The sequence below is a fragment of the Paenibacillus alkalitolerans genome (assembly GCF_016482785.1).
GTDB lineage: Bacteria > Bacillota > Bacilli > Paenibacillales > YIM-B00363 > Paenibacillus_AE > Paenibacillus_AE alkalitolerans.
Window position 1 is genome coordinate 784,008 of sequence record NZ_JAEMXM010000001.1, and the last position, 25,489, is coordinate 809,496.

Here is a 25,489-nt window from a genome sequence, read left to right on the forward strand (position 1 = left end):
ATCTGATTCGATTCTCACTTCAATCCGCCGCGAATAAATTCATAACATGCCTTCATGCCCTGAAGTATGCCGCCGCCGCTCTCTTCGTCCGCAGAAATCCATCCCTCGTAACCGATTTCTTTAATTGCTTCGAATATCGGTTTGAAATCGATAGCCCCTTCTCCGAGCACTCTCCAATCTCCATTCTCGAAATCTTTGAGATGAAAGTTATCGATCACATGCCCGAAACTGCGGATCAGCTCCGCGACATTGCCGACCCCGGACTTCACCAAGTGCGCGGTATCCACCGTTAACCCGACGGATCGATCCCGTACCCGGTCGAAAAAGATGTCGAAATCTTCGCGATACATCACCGGCTGATCGTAATGATGGTGCAGCGACAGCTTCACGCCTCGATCCAGCGCTTCAAGACCGAGTCCGGACAGCACGTCCGCATATTCGCGTATATCGTCGGTAGTAACCTGCGCCCTGGGAACGCCGTGGCAAAATACGATGAGATCCGTCCCAATGCCCGAGGCAAACCGCAAAACTTTCCGAAGCTGCTCAATACCCTCCTCATCCAATCTTCCTCCAGTGATGAGCGCCGAGCCCACACCGGGCAAGCGCCCCCATTCCTCCTTGAATCTTTCCGGCTCATTAAGAAACGGCAAGTATTGCGGTCCCTTCAATTGCAGTCCGTCATATCCAACCGCTCCGTACTGCTCGAAGAGCAGCATCTGTTCCTCCATCAAAGAGGTGGGTCTCGAAAAAGCGAGCTTTATGTTCATATCAAAGATCTCCTCATCAATAATAAGGCTTATTCCCCGATCGTCTGCCGGTCCGGCGCCGAGTAAGCGATAATCATGCGGCACGGCTCCCAGCTCGTTACCGTTGCGTTATGAGGCACATTGCGCGGAATACGCAGCATCATGCCGGGTTCCAGATGATAGGTTTCGTCTCCTAAGGTATGGTCGCATTCCCCGGATAGCACAAAGATGATTTCTTCGCAATTCGGATGCACATGCCTGGGGTTCGATTGCCCCGCGTTGATATAAACCATTCCGAAGGTCATCTCGCAGTCGGGATCGATCTCTTGGCCGCAAAGCCATTGAATCTTCCCCCAATCCATGTCCAAAATACGCGCCTTATCCTGCGTTCTCAAATCCGTAATGGTTGCCATACGCTTAATCTCCTTCTTTATATTTATGTTTACTTGGATGCCAATCTTTCTTGATATGCCCCATTCATTTCTTCAATAATCTTCTGATAGTTCGGATCGCGCTTCAGCTCATCGATCAGGCGGTCCCACTCTCCGATCTTAGATTTGCCCATAATAATTTGCGTCTTCAGATCGTTGATTTTCTTGTTATAGTCCGCGCCTAGCCTAATGTCGGTTTCCGAGATCAATCCGACGGTAGCATTCGGAGTGCTTATTTTCGATTTCTCGTCGATGATTTTTTTATTCCGCTCAAACACTTCCTTCGGCATACCCGGTGCGAACGCATACATATAAGGGTCGAATTTCATGAACAGCTTGCCGAACGAGCCGACGCCCACGCTGTCTTTCACGGACTGTTCCGTCGTCACATAGAAACCGTCTTCCTTCGTATGATGTATCCCTTCAAGACCGTACAGCGACATTGTTCCTCCTTCTTCCGAGGCGCCGAAATCGAGTACGGACAATATTTTCCTCACTTTCTCTTCGGGAACTTTCTTCGGGATCGCCGCTACGCCGATGAATCCCGTCCCCTGGCCGGTAAACTGCTGTCCGTTCGGACCGGCAAGAGAAACGAGCGGCAGCCATTCGACGTTCGGATCGCGTTTCCACTGGTCATACGTCCAACGCCACAAAGCTTCAATCGTTTCGTTCGTCACCCCGGCGCTGCCGCTCGTCGCCAAATCCCAGAACTGATTGTCTTTCATGACGGAGAAATCCGGCGGAATGAGCCCTTCGTCAAACAGCTTCTTTCTGTAGAGGATCGATTCCCTCATTTCCGGCTCCAGGGTAACGTCAATGAGCTTTCCGTCCGCCTCTTTCCATCGTCCGTGCGAAGCTGTAAATATTTGTTCGATAATTCCATGCCCGCGCATCGTAAATCCGTACGTATCCTTTTTTCCGTCCGGCTTATTTTCCCTGAAAGCTTTCATAACGTTATACAGATCGTCCGTCGTCTGCGGTACCGGCAAGCCCAGCTTATCCAGCCAGTCTTTGCGGATGGCCAAGCCTCCAACCTCCAGCGGACGGACAATGGGGATGACATAGTTTTTGCCTTTAATCTTCGTATTTTCCCAGATAACCTTAGGCGAGTTCATTAAATTTTCATAGTCTTTGAGAAACGGCGTCAAATCCCAGAAAGCTCCCTGCTTCGCCATCGTCTGAAACTGCGCATTCGTAAAGTCCATTATCTTTACAAGATCGGGCAGATCGCCCGACGCCAGCGCAACGTTCAACTTATCGTTATATATCGTATATGAGATCCACGTTATATTCAGTTTCGTGTTCGTTCGTTTCTCGAATTCTTTAATTACCGGATTGTCCTCGGCAGGCGGCTGGGCGATCGAAAAGTCGCTCATGATGTTAATTTCCATTGGCGCCTCGGATTTGGGGTTATCGGAGCTTTTTGCCTCCTGATTCGGTTGATTATCCGCCGGTTGGTTCGAACCGGAACCGGAGCAAGCCGATAAAACCGTTATGAAAAACAACAAGACTGCGATACTTATGGCAACCGTCTTTTTCATAGCAGAACCCTCCCCATCATATGTTTCGATCATCCTTTGATCGAGCCGAGCATAACGCCTTTGGTAAAATGTTTCTGCAAGAACGGGTACACCGCCAAGATCGGCAAAGTTGCGATAACAACCGCGGCCATCTTGATCGTCTGCGTCGGAATTTGCTGCTCCGAAATCATCTCCGCTGCAGTCGATCCGCCCGTCGACGTTTCCGAATCGATCAGCATATTCCGCAGCACGATTTGCAGGGGCACCTTGTCGAAATCGTTAATAAACAGAACGGCGTTGAAAAATGTGTTCCAATAACCGACAGCGTAGAACAGTCCGAATGCGGCGAGCGCGGGCGCAGAGAGCGGGAGCACGATCCGGAAGAATGTGCCCCAATCGTTGCAGCCGTCGATCAGCGCTGCTTCCTCCAGCTCCACCGGTATGCTGTCAAAGAAGCTTTTCATCAATATCACATTCCACCCGCTGATTAAGACAGGTATAATCAACGACCACACGCTGTTAATCAGTCCGATTTCTCGAACGACAAGATAATTGGGGATAATGCCGGGATTAAATAGAATGGTAATCAGAACCATCAGCATGATGATTCTTCTGCCCCTCAACCTCTTGCGCGACATGCCGAACGCCATGGCCGCCGTAAAGAACAAGCTCAATCCTGTCCCGACCGTCGCCAGAAACGTACTGACAGCGGTTGCATTTTTAAATGCGGGTGTCGTTAATAAGTACTTATAAGCGCCGACATTCCATCTTTCAGGAAACAGAACGAATCCGTTTTTCTGCAAATATTCGTGCGATTCCGTGAAGGAGACGACAAATACGTAGTATAAAGGAAACAGAGTAAGCAGCCCTATGACAGCTAATACAACGATGTTGACAACGTCGAACAGCCGACTGCCAAAGCTTGCCTTCATGTCCGGCAACCCCCAACTTAATAGACTCCTTCCTCGCCTATCCGCTTGGCAAGCCGATTTGCCAATATGACAAGAATGAGACCTACTACCGATTTAAATAATCCGACCGCCGTGCTGTAGCTGAATTGGCCTTGTTGTATTCCGTTGCGGTACACATACGTTTCAAACACGTCCGCGACGTGGGCGACCGCGCCGTTCGACATCAAGAACACTTGCTCGAAACCGACGTCCATAATGTGACCGAGCCTGAGAATCAACAAGACCAGTATGACGCTCCTGATGCCCGGCAGCGTAATATGCCATACTTGCCTCCATCGGCTTGCGCCGTCGATTTTCGCAGCTTCGTACAACTGCGTATCGACTCCCGTAATGGCCGCCAAAATAATGATCGTTCCCCAACCCGTTTCTTTCCAAATGTTTTGCAGCACAAGCAATCCCCAGAACGTATCCGCATTCGTCAAAAAATCGAACCTGCTATATCCCAACGATTCTATGATCATGTTGATGATGCCCGACGACTGCGACAGCAATAGAAACGAGATGCCGGCTATAATGACCCAGGATAAAAAGTGCGGGAGATATACGATCGACTGGATGACCCTTTTGAACACTTCATGGTTTAATTCGTTCAGCAGCAAAGACAGCACTATGGGCAACGGGAAAAAAAATAACAAGTTCAACAAGCTGATCATCATCGTATTGCGGAAGAGCAGCATGAAATCCGGGTTAGAGAAGAATCGGACAAAATGATCGAGTCCGACCCACTCGCTGTTGAATACCCCCATATAAGGCGAATATTCCTGAAATGCGATAACGATCCCCCACATGGGAACATATTTAAAGAGTAAAAAGTAGAGTACGCCCGGCAAAACGAGCAAATAGAGATATTTGTCGCGTATGATATCCGACCGGAGAGCGCGCCATCTCATATTCCGTTACCTACCGCTGGCCACACCTTGATTTAGAAGGACAATCCGCTGCTCCTTGGCGGAAACATACGCTGCGTCAAGAACGGTAACCGTTTTCAAATTATCTTGAGCACTGTTGGGCGCTTCCTCTCCGGTTTCCAATGAAACAAGCAGTTGGTTTAAACCTTCGTATGTCGCCACTTCTCTGGAAACGCTATTATCCCAGGTGGCTTCGGGCGATCTTTCGCCTTTGCGGTACAAGCTTACCGAATTATGGCCGCCCGCAATGGTGCCGGTTTCCCCTATGACGATCAATTCGCCTTTGCCGAAGGCGGAGGAGAAGCTTTGAACATATGTCGCAACCGCATTGTTTTCGTACACCACTTGGACGGTCGCATCCGTTTCCCCCAGGCAGTCAATCGCCGCTGAGGACCGGGTTTGGCAGACGACCGATACGGCTTCGCTTCCGAGGATTTGCCGGAATCCGTCAAACCAGTGAATGCCCATGACCGAAAGCGCGTGTCTCTCTTGTTTGAGACGCCAGCCTTGATCCTGCCGGAAAAACAAGTTGGTGAATATGATGGACGTTACGCTGCCGATCAATCCTTCGGCAACTTTACCCTTCACCAATTCGAACGGGAAATGGCGCCTGAAATTTTGATTCACCGACACAGCAACACCGTGCTTCTTCGCCTTCTCCGTTATTTCGACCGCTTCGGCCAGCGTATCGGAGAACGGCTTCTCGACGAATACAGGCAAACCGGCTTCAATCAGCGGGAATATGACTTGCTTGCGGATCGAAGTCGGCGTGCAGACAACCGCCACATCAACGCCGCTGTTTTGAATAAAGTCTTGCAAATCGGTAAACCGCTGCGGAACGCCGTACTTATCCGCTCTGGCGTTGAGAGTTTCGACGTTCGGGTCGCAGAGCGCGACGATCTCAATCCGCTCCGGATGATCCTTGTACCCGACAAAATGCAACTCGCTTACTCCGCCTGCGCCCACGATACCCACTTTATACTTTTTCATTGTCTTTTCACTCCCTGAACGTTATGATTGGTATTTGATTGTAAATAATTCCGCTCTCGGACTCCCTATTACATTACCCGCCAACACCCCCTGGATAGATCGATCAATTCATAGCGGCCAGTTCAACAACAGTAATGCTTAATCAACCTAATTGTATTTTATTCAACCATGTTGAATGAAATGATTATAAAATACGTTCTTAATATTTGCAACCGCTTTCTTGTTTCGATGCCATAATTGCAAACTCAATAAAAGTTGAAGTATAGTATACTTATCAATTTTACATGAGGGCTGCTATGGACCTGGGAAGAAAAATCCGATTGATTCGCAAAGAGCAAAAAAGAACTCAAGATGAGATCGCGCAAATATGCGGATTTACAAAGAGTCTGCTTTCCAAAATCGAAAGCGGCAATACGATGCCTGCAATTGCGACGCTTATGAAAATCGCGAACGCGCTCGGAGTTAAAGTTTCGGATTTATTGGAGCAGGAAGCCGGGAACGAAACGGTAATGGTCGCGGCCAGCCAATACGAGGATACGTCCAAATGGATCAAAACGAACAAAGGCTACTCTTTCTTCGCATTTGCGCTGGAACGCCGGAATAAAGTAATGCAGCCTTACATTTTTATCGCTAATAAAGGGGAAATCAACCGCCATACGTTTTCACATGAAGGAGAAGAGTTCATATACGTGCTTTCCGGCAAAATGAAATATAAAGTCGGTAATGTGGAATATGAAATGGGTCCCGGCGACGGTGTCTATTTCAATTCTTTGGAGGAACATCTCGTTATCCCGATTACGAAACAAGTGAAGTATATGGCGGTGTTTACGGAGTATCAGTCGAAACCTTCGGAGTGATATAAGCCGCTCCAATTTATAAAGAGAGAGGAATGGTGTAATGAAACACTATGATTTTACCCCGGACGATCGGATGTTTCCCGTCGTTGGACTCTTGCATTCAATGGTTACATACAACTATCATCGCTTAAAATTACTGGTAGACGGGTTAACTCAAGTCGAGATTGATTATAAGGGTCCGCATGAAGAACTGAACAGCATCGCACAACTGTTAAGACACCTGGCCGTCGTTGACCTTCATTGGGTATATCGGCTGCAAGCGAAAGACGTGCCGCAAGAGTATCGGAATCGATTCGGACCAATGTATGACAACGAAGGTAAACTGCCTATGGTAAAAGATGTTCCTCTTGAAAAACTGCTAGAGGAATATGATGAAATCCAAGAAATGTTCAGGCAAATTTGCTTAAAGTTAACCGACAACGACTTAAACACCGTTGTACCGTACGGGAATGGTCAAACCGCCGCAATCCGTTGGGGTATTTGGCATATCGCCGACCATAGCAGGCATCATTATGCTGATATTGTCCGGTTAAAAAAGATGATTCGCAAATAAGAGCAGATCAAATAAACGCATGCTTCTTCAAAGCGCTCGCTACCTTCGCAACTCTGGCGCCCAATCTCGCAGCCATGATCAGCTCCCGCTCGTCCGACAGCTTGCTCGCGGCGGCTTGCCTCGCTTCAGTCCGATTGCGCACGGAATCGATTTCCGCAATGCGAACCATCCGAACGGAACAGCCGTCCACCGCCTCCGCCCCGCCGGCAACGGCCTGCGCCATCCGAAACACGTGTCCATAAGCGCTATAATAAACAACAAGTATATTCGTCGCCGCTTTCATACTTTCAACGTCCGCCTGCTGCCGCCGAATGAAACAGCTTCAGTCACCGAATCCCATATGAAGCTTAACGCCGAATCGTTCCAACCGGCACGGCTCGCAGCAATCTTAAGCCATCTTCCCCCGCGATAGACCCAACGCCGCTCCGGAAGCTCCGTAAACAGTTCTTCCGGCGACCTACCGTCAAATATAACGAAATCCGCCTTATTGCCGGCTTTCACGCCGTAATCCGTTAGCCCGAGTACGGCGGCGGGGATATCGGTGATCATGCGGAGCAGCGTGCGAAGGTCGGACGGGCTCCCCATATGCGCCGCATAAGCGGTGACCAGACCGATCAACACAAGATCCCCTCTGCCGAACGGATGGAAAGGATCATGAATGTTGTCCGAAGCCGCAGCTAACGGAATTCCGGCGGCGAGCAATTCCTTAACCCTCGTCACGCCGCGTCTGACGGGAAACCCGTCTCGCCTGCCTTGCAAGTACAAATTTGCGCCGGGCAAAGTAACCGCACCTAACCCCGCTTCGGCCATACGCCCGATCAAATGACCCGCGACCTCATCCGGCATTGCCGCCAACGAACAAAGATGACCGACTGTTACACGGCCGGTAAATCCGTATTCCATCGTGCGCTTCGCGATATGGGACACCGTCCGGATATTCGGATCGTCGCTCTCGTCCGTATGCAGATCGATCGGCCGGCCGTACCGTTCGGCAAGCCGGAATATCGCATCGATGTCCTCTTCCTGCGTCGAAGACAAATGCGGAGCTCCGCCTAACCCGTCCACCCCCATCCGAATCGCCTCTTCCGCCACTTCCATCTCGGCGGAGGAAAGCTGGTTGTACGGGCACATCGGAAACAGCTGCAGCGTCACATACGGAGCAAGCGCCTCCTTCACCTCAAGTGCGGCTTCAATTGTGCGCAGAGCGACATCGCGGCCCGCCTTCACATTGAAATCCAAGTGCGTCCGAATGGCCGAAGTGCCGAATGATATGGCCTGCATAGCCGCACGGGTTATTCGCGCCTTAATCTCTTCTTTCGTAAAGGAAGGAGAAGCGGCCGCATAATTGCGAACCGCTTCCTCAAGTGTGCCGGACTCGTTGCCGACGCGGGGCAAAGTGAACGATTTGTCGAGATGCATGTGCGCATCGACAAGTCCCGGCAGCAGCATGTTCTCCCTCACATCAATGACGATCTCATCGGCCTGAGCGTAAGCGTCGGGCTTCCATTCGTCAAGCGGGATCGATCCGGCGACCATCACCGCCCCCGATTGCGGCTCAACAGACGACCAAACACCTTCCTCGGCCACCGCAGTGTAAAGCCGGGCTTCATCCGTCAGCGGCAAGCGAACGTTATACAACAACATTTTCATCGAATCCGCCTCCTTCCGCCGCATACTTTTCAAACCATATTTACTTTACTTCTTCGGCAAATATTCGTTGGTGTACACTTTGCTTACATCTTCCTTCTCATCCAACAATCCGATTTCCAGCAATTGATCCGTCAACTCGGACCAGCGCTCCTCGGTCATATAACCGACTCCGCCCGTTTCCGCATCGCCGCCGTACACCAATTCCATCTGATTTTCGGCTCCGTATTTCATGCCGTCCAACGTCATATCCGGATTTTTCTCTTGGATGAACGGATTCACTTCTTCATAGTTCGTCTTATAATAATCCCAGCCTTTAATCGACGCTTCGACGAAAGCTTTCACGAGCTCCGGCTTCTCTTGAAGCATCTTCTCCGTAGTGAACAAGATGTTGGCGTACGGATTGTAACCGGAATCCGCGTGCAGCAGCATTCCCGTCTCGACGCCTTGCTCCATGAGAGCGAACGGCTCGGCTGTAACGTATCCTTGCGTGACCGAAGTTTTCTCGTTGATGAAATTGACAAGCGAGCCGGTATACTTCATCTCCTCGACCTTGCCTTCGAGCGCATACTTCTTCTTGATATATTCCCAGTACCCCGCCGCAGCGGCAACGTACACCTTTCTTCCGGCCAAATCGGAGAAATCTTTAAGGTCTTCCTCTTTATGAAATATTAATCCTTGCGGGTTTTTCTGAAACAGAGCCGCGATGGCCACAAGCGGAATGCCTTCTTTTCGCGCCAACAACAAGCTGTCGGCTTGAGTCATGCCGAATTCGGCCTGACCGGAGGCGACGATTTGCGTGGACGAAATTTGCGGTCCCCCCGGTTGAATCGTCATATCCAAGCCGGCTTCTTCGTAAAATCCTTTCATCAAAGCGGCATATTGCCCTCCGTGCTCCGGTTCGGCAAACCAGTTCGTCACCTGCGAAACTTTGACGAGCTCCTTCTTCTGCGGTTCGGCGGCAGCCGGCTCGGACGGTTCCGTCGTTTCGGCCTGTTCCGTACCGGCGGGCTCGCTTGCCGCATTATCGCTCGTTCCGCCGCATGCGGACACGATGCTTACAACAAGCAATAAACCGATCATCAAGGCAAAACGCCGGCGAAACCACCCCGTTCTCATATCTCTTTCCGGACTCTTCTCCATACTCCCACCTCCGAATATATTGGCACTGCCGCTTGTCGCTTGGCAATTATTGAGGAATCGTTCCTTTGATCCCTTTGACAAACCAATTCATGCTCAATATATCCTCGTCTTTCATTTTCACGCCGTCTTCGAGCCGCTTTTCGCCCGATTGGTCGTAGATCGGTCCGTGAAACACATTGAAAGTGCCGTTCAGAATTTTCTGCTTCTCCGCTTCGACCAAATCTTTGACCTCTTGCGGCACGTTCTTTCCGAACGGAGCGATATCGACCATACCTTCTTTCAAACCGCCCCAATACGATTCGGACTTCCAAGTGCCGTCGATAATGCTTTGGATCGTCTCGACATAGTACGGACCCCAATTTAATGTAGGGTTCGTAATGTACGTTTCCGGAGCAAAACGATTCATATCCGAATCGTTCCCCATTCCCCATACGTTACGCTCGGCTGCGGCTTGAATGCCCGCGGGCGAATCTTGGTAGTTCGCGAGAACGTCGACCCCTTTGTCCAACAGGCTGACCGCCGCTTGCCGTTCCGTTGCCGGATCAAACCAGGTGTTGCTCCAGATGACGGACACTTCGACGTCCGGATTGACGCTTTGCGCGCCAAGCGTAAAGGCGTTGATTGTAAAAATCACTTCGGGAATCGGAAAAGCTCCGACATAGCCGATTTTGTTGTTTTTCGTCATTTCCCCCGCCGCGACTCCTGCCAAATATCCTGTCTGGTAGCCTCTGCCCATATATGTGCCCAAATTCGGCAGCGTCTTGTAGCCGGTTGCGTGAAGAAACTTGACGTCGGGATATTTTTGCGCAACGTTGTACATCGGATCCATATATCCGAAGCTGGTGCCGAAGATGATATCGTGGTCCTGCGCGAGCTCTTCGAAGACCCGCTGCGCATCCGAACCTTCAGGCACATTCTCGACTACCGTCGCTTTAATTCCGAACGTTTCCTCGACCATTTCCCTTCCTTTGTCGTGCTCGAACGTCCAACCTCCGTCACCCGGAACCCCGATATATACGAAAGCCACGCGCGGCAGCTCTTTTTCTTGTTCCGTTCCGCTTGTATCACCCTCTTGCTGCGGCGGCGTTTCGGTATCCGAAGCTCCGGTCGAGTTCGGCGATTGAGAACATGCGGTGATAATCGTCAACATGATCGCGGCAAGCAGCATACCGAACTTTCTCATATTTGTTTCTCTCCCTTTTTGAATTGTCTCATGTTTATCGGGTGTTCTAAGATTCGTGCCTCATCTCGGATTCGTGCCAAGAGCTCAGCATCCATTTCGAAAAGGCGTTCACCAGCAAAAAGAATCCGATGCCGACAACCGAAGCCGACAAGCCGCAAGCGAATAAATACGGAGTTTGCAGTCTTGATGAGGCGACAGTGATGGCGTACCCCAATCCTCCTTTCCCGCCGCCGATTCCGGCGATGTATTCCCCCACGATGGCGCCGATGACGGCGAGCGTACACGATATTTTTAAACCGGCAACAATGTAAGGAAGCGCCGCTGGAATTCTGAGCCTCCACATCGTTTGCAGCTTCGTGGCGTTGTATAAATAAAACAAATTTTTCATGTTGTTATCCGTGGAGTTTAGACCGATCAATGTGTTGGAGAGCATCGGGAAAAATCCGATCAGGAAGGCGATAATGACAATGGCGTTCATCCCGGCGCCGAACCAGATGACGATAATGGGAGCTACGGCAACAATCGGGATGGTCTGCAAAATAATCGCGTACGGGTATACGCTTTTTTCTATGATTTTCGAGACGGCCAGCAGCACCGCTCCTCCGAGCCCGAGTACGATGCTCAATAAGAAGCCGAGCACCGCTTCGGAAATCGTAGTCCAAACGGAGATCATCAAGCCGTTCCAATTGTTTGACGCAGCCGCTGCAATGTCCGACGGTTTCGGCAATATATAAGGGGGCATGCCGAGCAATGTCACAATCAATTCCCAGCCCCCGACAAACACGATAAAGGCAATAAGCGGCGGAGCAATTTTGTTTACGCTCATAATGACATCCCCTCTGCTCAATGCTTTAACGCTTCGGACACTCTCCGCACCCTTTCGCTGAATTCCGAGGCCGTCCGGAACGCATCGGTTCTCGGGAACGGAGCCGGAATATCTACTGTCGCGGATATTTTGCCGGGCCGGGGCGTCATCACCGCTACGCGCGTGGATAGAAACACGGCTTCAAATACATTATGAGTGATGAACAACACCGTCATTTGCTTCTCCCGCCGCCATATATTTAACAGTTCGTCCTGCAGCGATTGGCGCGTAATTTCGTCGAGAGCGCCGAACGGTTCGTCCATCAGCAGCAATTTCGGCCGGGAAATGAGCGCCCGGGCGATGGATGCCCTCATCTTCATGCCGCCCGACAATTGCCGGGGCAAAGACTTCATATAATCCTTCAGCCTGACGAGCTCCAGCACCCTTTCCGCTTCGTGCCTTCGCTCCTTCTTGGATACTCCGCGCAGCGCGAGAGGAAGAGCTACATTGTCTTGAACGCTGCACCAAGGGAGCAGCGTATGTTCCTGGAACACGAATGCGAGGTCGTTATGTTTCCTGGCTTCCTTCGGAGTGGTCCCCAATATTTCAAGCTTGCCTCTCGTAGGTTCGGCAAGGCCTGCAATCATCTTGAATATAGTAGATTTCCCGCACCCGGACGGCCCGACGAAACAAAGAAATTCGCCTTCCGCAATGTCGAGATCGACGTTCTTAACCGCAACCGTACCGTCGGGGTATATTTTGTCCAGACCGTGCATTCGCACCAACGGCCGGGTATATATATTGGCACGGTTTATCGTCGCAACTTGCATCGATATTCCCTCCCGTCTACATCGATTCAAGCATGTTGATGAAGTTCATTGTAGGCAGATGGGAATTATAGGTCAATAATAATGACGTAATTTTGTTATAATTCATAACGCAAAGGGTGTTTTTTGTGCTTACGCACGTAAGTCGCTATGGACTGTGTAATATTTACGGGTATTCGGATTTTATGGTGGAAAAGGGCTTATAATTCGCCCTTCTCCAATTTCTCAATCAAGGTGGAAATGTTGATACCAAGGAGCTCGCTACGCTCACGAACCACGCCAATTGAAGACATTTTATCGAACATCGGATAGTTGTAGTCACGAAGTTCATAATCATTCATACGCTTTTGATACTTTGGTTTACGTTCCTTTGTAAGCCCCTCTGTAAAGAGTATTTTGGCTCGTAATGCTTCGAAGGAGTATCCCCTTCCTACACGGTTAATGACACGTATCAGGTTGTTTATAGACTCTGTATAAGCGTTTGTGATGCGGTGGTCGAAGTAGGCGAATATCTCTTCTTCCCAATTCGTCATAGCCTTAGTAAGAGGCTCAAAGGCGGATTGCATTTCCTTGGGTATCTTGACTTTTCAATCGTGATATTTGAAATATGCTTCCTGTCTGCTGTCGCTATCCCACAAGTCGAAGAATGATTCCTTCAAGTCATAAGCTATGCCGAGAGAGGGGTAATTCTTCGTCCATAGGTCAAGCGTAATCTTATCCATGTCCGTGAGCTCTTTGTGGCGTTTCAAGAGGATAAAACGGTCGTGCATAAGACCACGCCGTTCCTTCGCTGATAAGCCCACTCTAAGCTGTTTACGGACGGTTTCCAACGCTTGGTTCGCCATACGGACAACGTGAAACTTATCGATAATGATAATCGCCTTCGGCAGTACAGCCCTAACAGCGTCTTTGTACGGTTGCCACATATCCATTGTGACGTATTGTATTCGTCCTCTGTTTGGAATGCGTGAGAGGTTGCCTACAACGGTTTCCTTGTTACGATTGGGCAGAATGTCTAACAAGGTACGTTCCTCGATGTTGGTTAAAACGCATCTTGGCTTGATAATGTGGATTTCGTCTATACCGAGCCAATTAGGTGTTTCAAACCGCAGAGTCTGTTCCAGACGGTTAATGTAATCCCGAAAGATATTGCGAATGGTTTTTTCGTTAAGCCCAACATCTTCTGATATGCTGACAAACGTGCGTTTTAGGGTTTGCTTTTCAATGTAAGACAATAACCGCTTGGTACAGTTTCGCTTTTCGTCTATGGTGTGCTCTAACCGTTCCCAGAAGGTTTGATTGCAGTCTCTGCACCGATACCTCTGACGTTTTATGAGAAGCCCTACACGCTTTCCGTGAATCGGCAAGTCCATACTCAATTGCTCACGGTTACCGTGCTTGTAGAGGTTCGTTTCGTAACCACAATGAGGACAAGCCAAAGGTGGAGAGTTCGTCTCCACCTGAATTTGAAAGTCATAGTCATTCTCCATTATTCCGAGAATCTTAAAAAACGAAAGATTAAGTACGTCCATAAATTTCCTTCTATTCGTAAATAATGATCAAGCGAATTACATACTGAAAACAGCATCAGACAATTTCAATCGTACGGACAGTACATTAGCTTTTTGGTATGATCGGCAGAATAATTGAAGAAGGATGTTCTTCATCATGAAAGATGGTTTGCCGAGCGATCACAACATCCTCAGCCTGATCCTCACCGAAATTTCTGCCAGTGTTTGGATTTCGGTCCCAACGCGGGAAATTACTGCTCGTTATATCCAAGCGGATCATATGTCCTTTTTTGAATAAATTGCTTGTTGACCATAAATCGATTTCAAATAAATAAGCTTTTCCAGGCTCGATTAAGCTCGGAGCTTCTCCTTTAGCAGCATTCCGATAGCGGGCACGTATAATTCCATCGGTTAGATTTTGTGCATACCCATCGGGATGAACATCTACCAATCGCGCGACAAAGTCTGTATCTAACGTACTTGAACTTGCCCACAGTTTCACTTTAATCGGTCCTGTCACTTCTACGTCTTCTTCTAATACGGGAGTTGTATAAACTAATACATCATCGCGTGATTCAATCTCTCTCTGATCGAATGCACCGCTGTTAAAATCAGGAGGCATCATGATCGCTCCGCCTTTAGTTATGACTGGATTCAAGGGATCGTACGTATAATGATCGGCTTCCTCTTGATCTGGTATGATTGTACTAAGCACTCCATCGCCTTGAAGCGTATTGGCATGTCCTTGGCTATGCAAGTAGTACGGAGTGAAATTTGTCCGAGCAAGCGGCCATTCATATTCATCGCGCCAAACATTCTCGCCCATCACAATAGCTTGATCGGTGCTTCACTGATGATACCGATGTCCTTTCCTTTTAAGAAATGATCAAACCATCGCAATTTGAGTCCGACCAAATCCACGACAGCGGAGTTTGCAGCCAATCCAAAATTTATTTCGCCAGCTTGATGACTGTGATCCAAATGCATCCATGGCCCGATGACTAATTTGCTCTGCCGAGCTTCCGGACTACCGCCTTTGTTACGCATTTGCAAAAAGTTTTCAATGGTTCCTTGCAAGAATATATCGTACCAACCTGCAATGTTAAGTGTAGGAACCGTTAACTTGTCATATTTCCCCTTCAACGATAATGCATCCAAATAATCTTGATCCATGCCGCGCTCAAAATGTTCAAGAATTAAGGGAGCCACTTTATTTCGGGCAAAAGGCGCAAAATTTTTCAATGGCAGTGCTTTAATCTCCGTTTTTAGTTGATCAATATCTGAAATTAACTGCGCCAAAGCAATAGCTCGTTCTTGCTCATCCGAATAAAGTCTTGAGAGCGTGTCCAGATACATTCCTAATTGCCAATAGGACAAAAAACCGAGTTCAAGCGCTCCTCCCCGATACATTAATCCGTCAAAGGGATCGCTCCAAGAAAATGAAGGAGTAGCTGCTTTGAGCTCTCGTGGATTCTGCAGCATGCCTGCCCACTGTACGAATGCGGAATAAGATTCACCAAACAAACCGACTTCACCATTGCTAAAGGGTAGTTTGCTCGCCCAGTGGATGGTCTCAAAGGTATCAGAAGCTTCTTGTATACTGGTAGAGATAAGCTCCCATTCACCTTCAGAAGCGGATCTTCCCCTTGTATCTTGAACGATGACCACATATCCCTGCCGAACTGCACGAGAAATATCGTATAATCCAAAAGAAATGGGGGGAACATCTTTATTATAAGGATGGCGATTGAGTAGAACGGGCCACTTTCCTTCCTGATTGGGCCGATAAATATTAGCACGCAACACGATCCCATCTCTCATTTCAACGGGAACATTAAACTCTGCAATCATCTGCTTTTCCAACGGATTTGTCATATCAAACGCTCCTTTTTTCTACGATAATTAAAGTTTTTTTATCGATTCTTAGACTGACAAAAGTTAAAAATACGCCTACAAAAGTTACCAAGGCAGCTACCAAAGGCAATGCACTTAAATTGAGTGAAGGGTTCTCTATCACGATCCCGCCTAAAAATGCCCCAAGCGCATTCCCCATGTTAAAAGCAGCCACATTCAACCCTGAGGCAAATTGGGGCGCATCGGAAGCTTTTTCTAAAATGTGCATTTGCAATGGAGGAATAGAAGCAAACGCTGAAACCCCCCAGATAAAGATCGTGATGATTGTCGCTATCGGATTGTGGACGGTAAAGGTTAAACTGGTCAAAACCACTGCCAGTACAATTAAGGCTCCGAGTAATGTGGGCATCAACCAGCGATCAGCCAGCTTTGCTCCCACAATGTTACCAACTAAAGTACCGATCCCGTAGATGAGCAAGATTGCAGAAACATCATGGGAATCGACTCCCGTGATTTGCTCCAGCATAGGAGTAATATAAGTTAGAACAGTAAAAACTCCGCCAATACCAAAAACGGTCATCATAAGCGCCAATAATACTTGGGGGCGACGCAGCACACCGACTTGTTTCCGTAGAGATGCCACTTGTTCTTGTTTCATCGAGGGAACCAGTAACGCGATCGCCACGAAAGCAATAGTCCCAATCCCTGCAATCACGTAAAACGGCATTCGCCAGTCGTAAACAAGACCGAGATAGGTGCCTAAAGGCGCACCCAATACGGTAGACAAAGTCAAACCCAAAGCCACTAAAGCAAGTGCACTTGTCTGTTTATCTGGAGGAGCTAGTTTGGCTGCAACGACATAGCTTTCTCCAAAAAATGTTCCATGCATAAATGCACAAATAATCCTAGCGATCATCAAAAAAGTATAATTCGGTGCCCATGCGCAAAGAAGATTTCCGATTGCAAATCCCCCAACAAGCAATAAAAGCAAGTTTTTTCGAGAGATTCTCGAGAAGATAATCGATACGAACGGAACGCCTATTACAACTCCTAGTGCATATCCTGTAATTAAAAGACCCGCTGCAAAAAGTGATACTTCCAAGTCTTCGGCAATCGTAGGCAAAAGCCCCATAGGTACTAATTCGGTCGTGCCGATTCCAAATGAGGCAAGAGTTAACGCCCAGAGCGCAATTGGCATACGGTTCATTGCATGAACCCTGCTCCCCAAATGGGCATCTGACTCTCGGTCACATACCGCAATTTGTTGCTTTCTTGAGGTGATAAATAAACTTCCCTGCTCGGCATTTCCGGGCTGATCCGGTAGCCGTTCTCCTCAATCCAGGATCCTAGATCGATGCTCACTGGCGTATCCACATCTGGACGGCTCATATGGGTCACCGTCGCAACGATCATTTCCGGCAACACCTTCGTCTGAAAGCGAGCCGTGTCCTGAAGCTTGCGCGGGATTGGGCAAGCTATTTCCAGATCGATGCTGCTTTCACACTCCGGACAACCATGCCACATCACCATATGGGTAACAGGCAGCGGTATTCCATTCCATTTTAAATATTCGTCGATTTCTTCGAATAACCCAGGAATACTTGCTCTATCCGTGGTCTCTTTAAGCGTTGCAACCCTTAAGGGCTCGACCTTCTTAACCACAACCTCATAATGAGAAAGACCATCACTTTGCCGTTCAATTTGCTCTAGTCTGACCTCAATACGCCTTAAACGCTCCATTTCCGACTGAATCAGCGAGTGCAGATCCGCCTGCTTAAGTCGAAACATTCCGCGAATTTCCGCTGTAGATACGTTATCATTCAGAAGCTGTTTGATTTGTTCAAGTGTAAAACCAAGATCCTTAAACGCCAGAATTCGATGCAGATCAAGCAATTGTTCGCTCTTGTAGTAACGGTAACCGCTTTGTTGATCCGTGTAGGCAGGTTTTAGAAGTTCAAGTTGATCATAAAACCGTAATGTTTTAGCGGGAACTTGGCTTAACTTTGAGAACTCGCTGATTTTAAACATGGGATTCACTCCTCTCTGTTCTCGAATTATAAACCTTCCATACAAGTGGAAAGTCAAGTAAAAAAATGTTGCAAACCGACAGCTAACCTCAGTTTGCAACAAATGGGAATTTTAATCACACCACATAATCCGATTTTATTTAATAACGTCAACGGGCTAATTTCCACCATAAAATCCGAATACCCATATTTACTTGCTCAAAATTACGCATCAGCAAAAAACGGCCTCCCCGCATTTGCGATGCGAGAAGACCGTTTTTCGGTATTTCACATACTGCTTAGACAACAAAATCAGCCATTGAGCGAACTGTCAGCTTTCCGGGAGATGACGGAACGAATCCGGCATTGCCGCCGTCTTGCCTGGATAAAAACTGAACTGTTTTCGGTATGCCCGGTATAAGATCGAAGTAATTGTCCGTAAAAATTCCTTCAACCTCCGCCGAAATCCACACCTGCTTCGCGAGAACGTCCGTTTCAAGCGTAAACCTTGTGCTGTCGCTTCCCGCTTCTTCCGAGACGGTAATAGCAGGTGTGAGGAGCTTTATATCCTTGGACGAAACAAAATAATGTTCCTTGCTTTCCACTATTTCACCCGCTTGTTCCAACAGCGCGAGCAGCACGACGGAATTCGGGTCGCAGCCGTCAAGCAGCTGTTCGGTTTGCAGAGATACAACCTTCTCCGCCGTATTTGCCTTGATTTGCACCGTATACGTTTGTTCTTGCAGCAGCGATCCTTTGAAATCAAACAGCTTTAGATGGAGCTTTCCGTCGACCGGCGCAAGCGAGTCCGAAACGATATGAATGTCGATACGCCCTTCGTTCGTTCCGTCGAATGATACCATTACATCGCGGAAACTAGCTTTGGCGTAATATTGAATCGCCTTCCATCTGCCGTAATAGTCCATGCTGGACCAGGAAGCTACCGGCCAGCAATCGTTCATTTGCCAATACAGCGTCCCCATGCAGAACGGCTTTCTCCGGCGGTGCGCTTCAATAGCCGTCTTCATCGCTTCCGCCTGAAGCACCTGGCTCATGTACAGGAACGACGGGAAATCTTTCGGTTCCTTCAAATACATGTCCATATATTTTTTGATCAAGCGGTTGCCCGATGGATGGCGCTGATGGCAAAGCATCACTTCGGACAACAGCTCCATCTCGGATTGTTCCGCATACGAGCGGACCGTCTTCTCTTCCGGGAACGATTGGAAGCCGTACTCGCTCATGAAGCGGCCTAAGTAAATATTGTAATTTTCAAAAGGTTCCACCGCATGCCAGACACCCCAATAGTGGATATCGCCGCTCGTCGTTTGGTTGCCGGCATGCTGATTGATGTCGCCCGTCAACGCCTGCATCGGCGAAGACGGCCAATAGTCCGCGGTCGGATCGTTCTTGCTTACGGCATCCGGTAGAATCCGGTGGAAGATCGCCTCGTAGTCGGCCCAAATTTTCTCGCGTTGTTCCGGCGTATACTGCTTCTTCCATCCCCAGCCGGCCTCTTCGTTATAGTGCGACCAAGCGGTGTCGATCTCGTTGTTGCCGCACCACAGCGCGATGCAGGGATGATTTCTAAGCCTCTTTACGTTCTCTTCCGCTTCGATGCGGACATTTTCCAAGAAGTGTTCGTCTCCCGGGTACATGCTGCAGGCAAACATGAAATCCTGCCATACGAGAATTCCATATTCGTCGCACAGCTCGTAAAACTCTTTATTCTCGTAAATGCCGCCGCCCCATATGCGGAGCATGTTCATGTTTGAGCGTACCGCGCTTTCGATTTCGTGCCGATACCGTTCATACGTGACTTCGGTAACAAAGCTGTCGTTCGGTATATGGTTCGCGCCTTTGGCGAATACCGGAATACCGTTCAGCTCGAAATAGAACGATGTGCCGTGCTCGTCCTTCTCTCTGACAAGCTTGATCGATCGAAGGCCGGTTTTAACGGATTTTTGCGCTGCCGTTTCGTTGCCGACTCTTAGCGAGGCAGTGAATTCATACAGATGCTGCTCGCCGAGCCCTCTGCTCCACCACAGCTTCGGCTGCTCGATCTCCGCATCAAGCTCGATTTTGTTTGTTCCGGCCGCGAGCCGCACTTTCTTCTCCCATTGCCGGCCGTCCGTCGATAAACGGAGAAGTCCTTCCCAACCGTTATCTGCTTCAATTTCGATCACGGCGGTCAGTTGTGCGGACTGCTTCGTCACGCTCTTCTGATGGATGTACACATCCGTGATGCGAACACCGGACCAGCCTTCCAGCCGCGCTTCCCTCCATATGCCGCTCGTTACGAATCTCGGTCCCCAGTCCCAACCGTAATGGTAAGGCGCCTTTCTGGCGAAGATGCTCACCCTTTTGTCGCCGAGTCCGCCCGTCTCCGATTGATCGTTCGAGGCGGGAAGAGCATAATCCAACTTTTCCAGCTTCGGCAAATCTTCTTGGATCGGCGAGCGGAAGCGTACTTTTAACGTGTTGTTTCGCCGCTGCAGCTTATCTTTCACGTCGGCTTTCCATGTGCGGAACATGTTGTCGGCGGACAACACATGATGTCCGTTAAGATATACATCGGCATATGTGTCCAAACCGTCAAAAACAATTTCCACATTTGATTGGCTAAATGTTTGCTCATCTACGTCAAACACGGATTCATATTCCCAATCTTGTTTGTCTATCCATTGAAGTCCGCGTTCGTTCGTGCCGTAGAATGGGTGTGAAATCTTGACGTTGCGCAGAAGGTCGGTATGAACGCAACCCGGAACCTTCGCAGGCAGCCACTCATGTTCGTCGCAAGCTTTAAATTTCCATTGCCGCAGTTTCAACTTTGCTTCGGTCATTATATCCTCCTTGGTAGTCAGAACAGTAATAATTCATATTATAAATGAAATGACCTAACAAATCGTCACTAACAAAAGAGAAACTTTGCGAAACTTGAATTTTGTTATATGAAAGAATAACGTTAAGATAACATTCAAACCTCATCCCAAAGCCGGCGCGCGTTGTCGAATCCGATCTTCGTTCCTCTCAGGCAATCTTCCATTCCTTCAAATTCGATCGATATGTAACCGTCATACCCGGATTGCTTGATGACGCGAATCACTTCCGGCATATCGATGTCGCCCTGTCCGACGATCGCGCCGCGCAAATAATTGCCCGATGCCGTCCGGAACCAGCCGTCCCCCGGATTGCGGTACGATGGCCGCAAATAGAAATCCTTAAGATGCACCATCGAGGCGAATAGGATGTTCTTCTTCACGGCCGACACGGAGTTCTCGTCCGCGCACATGAAATTGCCGACATCCAGCGTTGTTTTATAATTCGGCCGATCCACCGCTTGCACGAGACGAAGCACCCGGTCGCTCGCTTGAACGTAATAGCCGTGATTTTCCACACTCGTCGTGATGCCGTACTGCGCCGCATGATCCGCCACTCTCCGGCACGCTTCCGCCATCCGGTCCAAATCGCGCTCGAACCTGTCGATACCGATCTGGTCCATCGGCCTCGACGCAACGTCGTGACGCATCAATTTCACACCTAGGCGCGCGGCGATATCGACTTGGCGAATCACTTTCCGCACTTCTTCCTCATAAGCTTCTTCCGTATCGGTCACGAAGTTGCCCCCGACGGCATAATTGCTAATCTCAATGCCGGCTTCCTCGGCCTTCCGGCGGATCGTATCGATCAGCTCCGGCGTTTTCTCCAAATCGAAGCCGAGCGGCACAATCTCGATATGCTCCCCTCCGTTATCCGCAATCCACTGAATCGCGTCCGCAATCGTCATCTTTCCGCTTGCTATCGCTCCATACAAGCTATAACTGCTGATTCCGAGTTTCATACGCTTCTTCGGCCTCCAATGGTATCCTTTCATCCGATCAACATATTAGATAATACCATATCGCGAGCCCAGATACTTGCAAAAATCGGTCGATCCAAAACCGCATCCGGTTATTCTGGCAAAAAATCCAAGAGAGCATGTATAATAAGGAAAAAACACGATAGGGTGACACATTTGGCGAACGAACTGAAAATTGTAGAGCTCACATCCGTTGAAGGATACTTCGGCGAGCTTTCGAAGCTGCTCATCGACGTTGTGCACGACGGCGCGTCCATCGGTTTCCTGCCTCCTCTGGAGCTCCCGGAAGCGGAACATTACTGGAGAAACGTATTATCGCCCGGCGTGATTTTATGGGTCGCCGAATGGAATGGTATAATAGCCGGAAGCGTCCAACTTCACCTGTGCACGAAACCAAACGGACTCCATAGAGCGGAGATCGCAAAATTAATGACACATCCCGATCTCAGAAGGAAAGGAATTGCACACTCCCTCATGCTGCACGCCGAAGAAAGAGCGAAACATGAAGGCAGGTCGCTGCTAGTTCTTGATACGCGTGAAGGAGATCCTTCCAACATCCTGTATACATCCATTGGATATATCGAATCCGGTCGCATTCCGAATTATGCGAAGTCTGCGAACGGAGAATTGGACGGCACGGTTTTTTACCATAAAATCATTTAAGACAGGGCTTGGATAACAGGCTCTAAATATAGGAACCATAAAAACACAGAGGAAAATCCCGGAAAGGGGCAAGATCCATGGAGCGAGCCGCAAAGTGTTCGTGAGTAACGAAAGCAGAAATTATAGAACCGAGTCAGGTGATAAATTTTGAGAAAATGGAATCAAATCAGATTAAGTCCCCCACGAACATTAGCGCTCGGCTTTTTGATCATAATCCTGACGGGCACTTTGCTGCTTATGCTGCCGGTATCGACGCACCCCGGATACCGGCTTTCTTTCATTGACGCTTTATTTGAAGCGACATCCGCCGTTTGCGTCACCGGATTGGTCGTTGTCGATACCGGTTCGGCATTCACAGTTTTTGGACAAGTCGTACTGCTGATGCTGATTTCAATCGGCGGGTTAGGGTTTATGACATTCGGAATCATGATCGCCGTTCTGTTAGGCAAGAAAATCGGCTTGTCCGACCGATTGCTCGTTCAAAGCGCAACGAATCAATTCTCGTTATCAGGGTTGGTAAGGCTGGTTAAAATCATCATTCTTGCAACCTTTATAATCGAAGCCGCGGGGGCGGTCTTATTAGCTGTTGTTTGGTCGGGCGAGATGGGTTGGCCGAAAGCGCTGTATTACGGTGTGTTTCATTCGATATCCGCTTTCAACAACGCAGGATTCGGATTGGAAGCGGACAGTTTAATGAAATGGGTGGCGAACCCCGCAATAAATATCATTATCGCTGCTTTATTCATATTAGGCGGTCTCGGATTTACGGTAATCATGGATGTCGCAGCGAAGAAAAGTTTCAGAAGATTGTCTCTACATACAAAATTGGTGCTTGCCGCTACATTCGTGCTGAATCTCGCAGTTACTCTTATAATCTTCAATATTGAATACAACAATCCCAATACGATAGGACAATTGTCCTTCATAGACAAAATAATCGCGTCCTTCTTTCATGCGACAACACCGAGAACCGCCGGTTTCAATACGTTGGATGTAACGCAAATGGGCAACGGCTCCATTCTCCTTACGATGGCGTTAATGTTTATCGGAGGGTCTACCGGAGGAACAGCCGGCGGAATCAAAATAACGACTTTCTTGCTCTTGATTTTGGTTGTGTGGAGTTTTATCGCCCGGAAAGAGGACATCAACGTTTGGAAGAAAAGAATTCCGAACGATTTGGTGTTTCGGGCACTGTCCATTTTCATGATTGGTGTAATTGTAGTGTTTGGCGGCGTGTTTTTATTGGAAATGTCCGAAAAAAGCCTTCCTTTGATGATGCTGGCTTTCGAAGCGGTGTCGGCCTTCGGAACGGTCGGTTTAAGTTTGGGCGCAACTCCGGAATTAAGTCCGTTCGGAAAAATCGTCATAATTATATTAATGTTTGTGGGCCGGCTAGGTCCCCTGACGATCGCCTTCGCAATAGCGAAAAATCAACCACAGCCACATTTCCGCTATCCGGAAGAAAAAATTCTTATCGGCTGACGCAATTGCAAATACAAAAGCTTGGCAGGAGCTGTTCCCGCCAAGCTTTTGACTTTATCATAATAGCCGAGAAGACCCCTTCCTCAATGAAGTAGGGAGGGATGAATCGGCTTCGGACAATGGAGGGCAGATGTCCTCCTTTTTTGTCCGACAATCCTATTGGTATGGGATAAAGTGGTGGATATGGAACATTTGTTCGTATATAATGGTTTTATGGGGGTGGGGAAATGAATACGATCACGATTAAGTTGCCTTTGTATGAACCAACTAACATAAAAATCGAAATGTACAAGAAAATGCGGTCAAACTTCTCTAGAGCTTGCAATCAGGTGCTTGCCTACAAGAAGGAACATCCGACGGTAAAAGCATCGGAGCTTGATCGGCATATCCATTCTATCCCGTTACCTTCTACTCTTCATCAAGAAGCAAGAAAGCTGGCAGTAAGCCGATTCAATGATTGGAAGAAGAACGCAAAGACTAAGGGATTTCCGTTATTTCGCGAAAAGATTTCGATATTGTTCAATAATCAGAATTGGCGGCTCCGATTCGACAAGGGGCATTTGAATGTGGGGTTGCCTACCCTTGAAGACGGGAATCTAACCATCGAAAAGTATGTCCCGTTGCAGGTGAATGCGTATACGCTCTTTTGGGTGAACTACTTGCTTACGGGAAAGATGGACCCGCAGAGCAAATACTGCCAATCTTCCTTTGAGGGGGTATCCGTCCCTAAGAAAGGAAACGCTCAACTATTCGAGAAGAAGGGCAAATGGTATTTTTCTTTTGCCATCTCTTTTGAAACGAATGCAAGTTCCAAAACCTCTAAAGCGATTGGAGTCGATCGCGGCCTTCGGCTTATAGCGGTTGCCGGAGATGCGGAAAGCGGGAAGTATATGACGTTTAACGGCAGACAGATCGGCCATATTCGCCGAACCTACTCGCGTTTGAGAAGGACGTTCATGAAGGCTAAGAATATGAAAGCGCTGAAACGACTGGAGGATAAAGAACAACGTGTCATCCGGTATTGGAATCATGTGATATCGAAGAAGATAGTGAAGTTTGGCATCGAATGCGGGGCTTCGATCATAAATCTGGAAGATTTGAGCAATATCCGGTCAATGAAGAAATATTGGAAGCGCGCGGATCGCAATATCAATAGTTGGGCGTTCTATGACCTGGAGAAGAAGCTGACATACAAGTCACGATTAGCCGAGCTAAGAGTGGAAAAAGTCAGTCCGTTCAAGACTTCGCAGGAATGCTCCAAGTGCGGGCGAATCAACAAGTCAAACCGGAGAAAAGCGAACTACACATGCTCTTGCGGATATAAAGATCATGCGGATGTGAACGCATCATTCACGATATCCAAAAGATCATCCATCGGAAGTAATGACCAAACTGCGGCTTGCGCCGCTGTGTAGGGCTAGATACCTTACATAAGGCACCTGACTGTGCTGTACACCTGGCCGAAGACGTTCTATCCGTCACATGCGATCAGTCAGCTTGGACGGAACTGAACCGAGGTAACGGTAACCATCC

At 48.6% G+C, this 25,489-nt stretch carries 23 protein-coding genes and 1 pseudogene; 5 read left to right on the forward strand and 19 right to left on the reverse strand.

All coding sequences use genetic code 11. The features are described from left to right. Positions 1–14 precede the first annotated feature (14 nt). From JET16_RS03285 to JET16_RS03310, 6 genes are read right to left on the reverse strand one after another with little or no spacing between them, the layout of a single operon-like run. Positions 15–767, reverse strand: coding sequence for a sugar phosphate isomerase/epimerase family protein (locus tag JET16_RS03285; protein WP_199614143.1), 753 nt, complete (start codon positions 765–767; stop codon positions 15–17). A 29-nt stretch (positions 768–796) separates the two neighbouring features. Continuing rightward, the gene (locus tag JET16_RS03290; protein ID WP_199614144.1) at positions 797–1,159 is read right to left on the reverse strand and encodes a cupin domain-containing protein; all 363 of its coding nucleotides are present in this window, start codon (positions 1,157–1,159) and stop codon (positions 797–799) included. Positions 1,160–1,188: 29 nt separating this feature from the next. After that, positions 1,189–2,718, reverse strand: a complete 1,530-nt coding sequence (locus tag JET16_RS03295; protein ID WP_199614145.1) for an extracellular solute-binding protein — start codon at positions 2,716–2,718, stop codon at positions 1,189–1,191. Between the two features lie 29 nt (positions 2,719–2,747). Then, positions 2,748–3,629 carry a carbohydrate ABC transporter permease gene (locus tag JET16_RS03300; RefSeq protein ID WP_199614146.1) on the reverse strand — a complete coding sequence of 294 codons (882 nt, stop codon included), beginning with the start codon at positions 3,627–3,629 and terminating at the stop codon, positions 2,748–2,750. A gap of 17 nt (positions 3,630–3,646) precedes the next feature. Then, positions 3,647–4,558 carry an ABC transporter permease gene (locus JET16_RS03305; protein WP_199614147.1) on the reverse strand — a complete coding sequence of 304 codons (912 nt, stop codon included), beginning with the start codon at positions 4,556–4,558 and terminating at the stop codon, positions 3,647–3,649. Between the two features lie 6 nt (positions 4,559–4,564). Further along, on the reverse strand, positions 4,565–5,566 hold the full coding sequence (locus JET16_RS03310; RefSeq protein ID WP_199614148.1) for a Gfo/Idh/MocA family protein: 1,002 nt from the start codon (positions 5,564–5,566) through the stop codon (positions 4,565–4,567). 296 nt (positions 5,567–5,862) lie between these two features. Between JET16_RS03310 and JET16_RS03315 the strand changes: the two genes are divergently transcribed. After that, positions 5,863–6,423: a helix-turn-helix domain-containing protein gene (locus JET16_RS03315; RefSeq protein WP_199614149.1), complete on the forward strand. Its 561-nt coding sequence runs from the start codon at positions 5,863–5,865 to the stop codon at positions 6,421–6,423. Between the two features lie 40 nt (positions 6,424–6,463). Beyond that, on the forward strand, positions 6,464–6,976 hold the full coding sequence (locus JET16_RS03320; RefSeq protein ID WP_233530955.1) for a DinB family protein: 513 nt from the start codon (positions 6,464–6,466) through the stop codon (positions 6,974–6,976). A 7-nt stretch (positions 6,977–6,983) separates the two neighbouring features. Here JET16_RS03320 and JET16_RS03325 read toward each other — a convergent pair whose 3' ends face one another. The 13 genes and pseudogenes from JET16_RS03325 to JET16_RS03385 form a co-directional block, all read right to left on the reverse strand. Beyond that, positions 6,984–7,259 carry a hypothetical protein gene (locus JET16_RS03325; RefSeq protein WP_199614150.1) on the reverse strand — a complete coding sequence of 92 codons (276 nt, stop codon included), beginning with the start codon at positions 7,257–7,259 and terminating at the stop codon, positions 6,984–6,986. Next, positions 7,256–8,626, reverse strand: coding sequence for an amidohydrolase family protein (locus JET16_RS03330; RefSeq protein ID WP_233530956.1), 1,371 nt, complete (start codon positions 8,624–8,626; stop codon positions 7,256–7,258). Before JET16_RS03330 ends, JET16_RS03325 begins: the two co-directional genes overlap by 4 nt. Before the next feature lie 45 nt (positions 8,627–8,671). Then, positions 8,672–9,766 (reverse strand): ABC transporter substrate-binding protein, encoded by a 1,095-nt coding sequence (locus JET16_RS03335; RefSeq protein WP_233530957.1) that lies wholly within the window; start codon positions 9,764–9,766, stop codon positions 8,672–8,674. Between the two features lie 46 nt (positions 9,767–9,812). Continuing rightward, positions 9,813–10,949: a BMP family ABC transporter substrate-binding protein gene (locus tag JET16_RS03340; RefSeq protein WP_199614152.1), complete on the reverse strand. Its 1,137-nt coding sequence runs from the start codon at positions 10,947–10,949 to the stop codon at positions 9,813–9,815. Positions 10,950–10,995: 46 nt separating this feature from the next. Continuing rightward, positions 10,996–11,775: an ABC transporter permease gene (locus JET16_RS03345; protein WP_199614153.1), complete on the reverse strand. Its 780-nt coding sequence runs from the start codon at positions 11,773–11,775 to the stop codon at positions 10,996–10,998. Between the two features lie 17 nt (positions 11,776–11,792). Beyond that, entirely contained in the window at positions 11,793–12,584 is a 792-nt protein-coding gene (locus tag JET16_RS03350) for an ABC transporter ATP-binding protein (RefSeq protein ID WP_199614154.1), read from the reverse strand. Between the two features lie 197 nt (positions 12,585–12,781). After that, positions 12,782–14,113: pseudogene (locus JET16_RS03355) on the reverse strand (ISL3 family transposase). A gap of 85 nt (positions 14,114–14,198) precedes the next feature. Then, positions 14,199–14,918 carry a CocE/NonD family hydrolase gene (locus JET16_RS30475; protein WP_267908653.1) on the reverse strand — a complete coding sequence of 240 codons (720 nt, stop codon included), beginning with the start codon at positions 14,916–14,918 and terminating at the stop codon, positions 14,199–14,201. Continuing rightward, positions 14,918–15,967 carry a CocE/NonD family hydrolase gene (locus JET16_RS30480; RefSeq protein ID WP_199614156.1) on the reverse strand — a complete coding sequence of 350 codons (1,050 nt, stop codon included), beginning with the start codon at positions 15,965–15,967 and terminating at the stop codon, positions 14,918–14,920. Before JET16_RS30480 ends, JET16_RS30475 begins: the two co-directional genes overlap by 1 nt. A gap of 1 nt (position 15,968) precedes the next feature. Further along, positions 15,969–17,153 (reverse strand): MFS transporter, encoded by a 1,185-nt coding sequence (locus JET16_RS03370; RefSeq protein ID WP_199614157.1) that lies wholly within the window; start codon positions 17,151–17,153, stop codon positions 15,969–15,971. Next, on the reverse strand, positions 17,150–17,974 hold the full coding sequence (locus tag JET16_RS03375) for a MerR family transcriptional regulator (RefSeq protein ID WP_199614158.1): 825 nt from the start codon (positions 17,972–17,974) through the stop codon (positions 17,150–17,152). The genes JET16_RS03370 and JET16_RS03375 overlap by 4 nt, the downstream gene beginning before the upstream one ends. A gap of 277 nt (positions 17,975–18,251) precedes the next feature. Next, positions 18,252–20,795, reverse strand: a complete 2,544-nt coding sequence (locus JET16_RS03380; RefSeq protein WP_199614159.1) for a beta-mannosidase — start codon at positions 20,793–20,795, stop codon at positions 18,252–18,254. 134 nt (positions 20,796–20,929) lie between these two features. Continuing rightward, positions 20,930–21,793: a sugar phosphate isomerase/epimerase family protein gene (locus tag JET16_RS03385; protein WP_199614160.1), complete on the reverse strand. Its 864-nt coding sequence runs from the start codon at positions 21,791–21,793 to the stop codon at positions 20,930–20,932. A 174-nt stretch (positions 21,794–21,967) separates the two neighbouring features. Between JET16_RS03385 and JET16_RS03390 the strand changes: the two genes are divergently transcribed. The 3 genes from JET16_RS03390 to JET16_RS03400 all read left to right on the forward strand — a co-directional run bounded on the left by JET16_RS03390 (position 21,968) and on the right by JET16_RS03400 (position 25,371). After that, positions 21,968–22,474, forward strand: coding sequence for a GNAT family N-acetyltransferase (locus JET16_RS03390; protein WP_233530958.1), 507 nt, complete (start codon positions 21,968–21,970; stop codon positions 22,472–22,474). A 144-nt stretch (positions 22,475–22,618) separates the two neighbouring features. Beyond that, positions 22,619–23,956 (forward strand): TrkH family potassium uptake protein, encoded by a 1,338-nt coding sequence (locus tag JET16_RS03395; RefSeq protein WP_456093977.1) that lies wholly within the window; start codon positions 22,619–22,621, stop codon positions 23,954–23,956. A 227-nt stretch (positions 23,957–24,183) separates the two neighbouring features. Then, a complete protein-coding gene (locus JET16_RS03400; protein ID WP_199614162.1) occupies positions 24,184–25,371 on the forward strand; it encodes an RNA-guided endonuclease InsQ/TnpB family protein in 1,188 nt (395 codons plus the stop codon). The last annotated feature ends 118 nt before the right edge of the window (positions 25,372–25,489 follow it).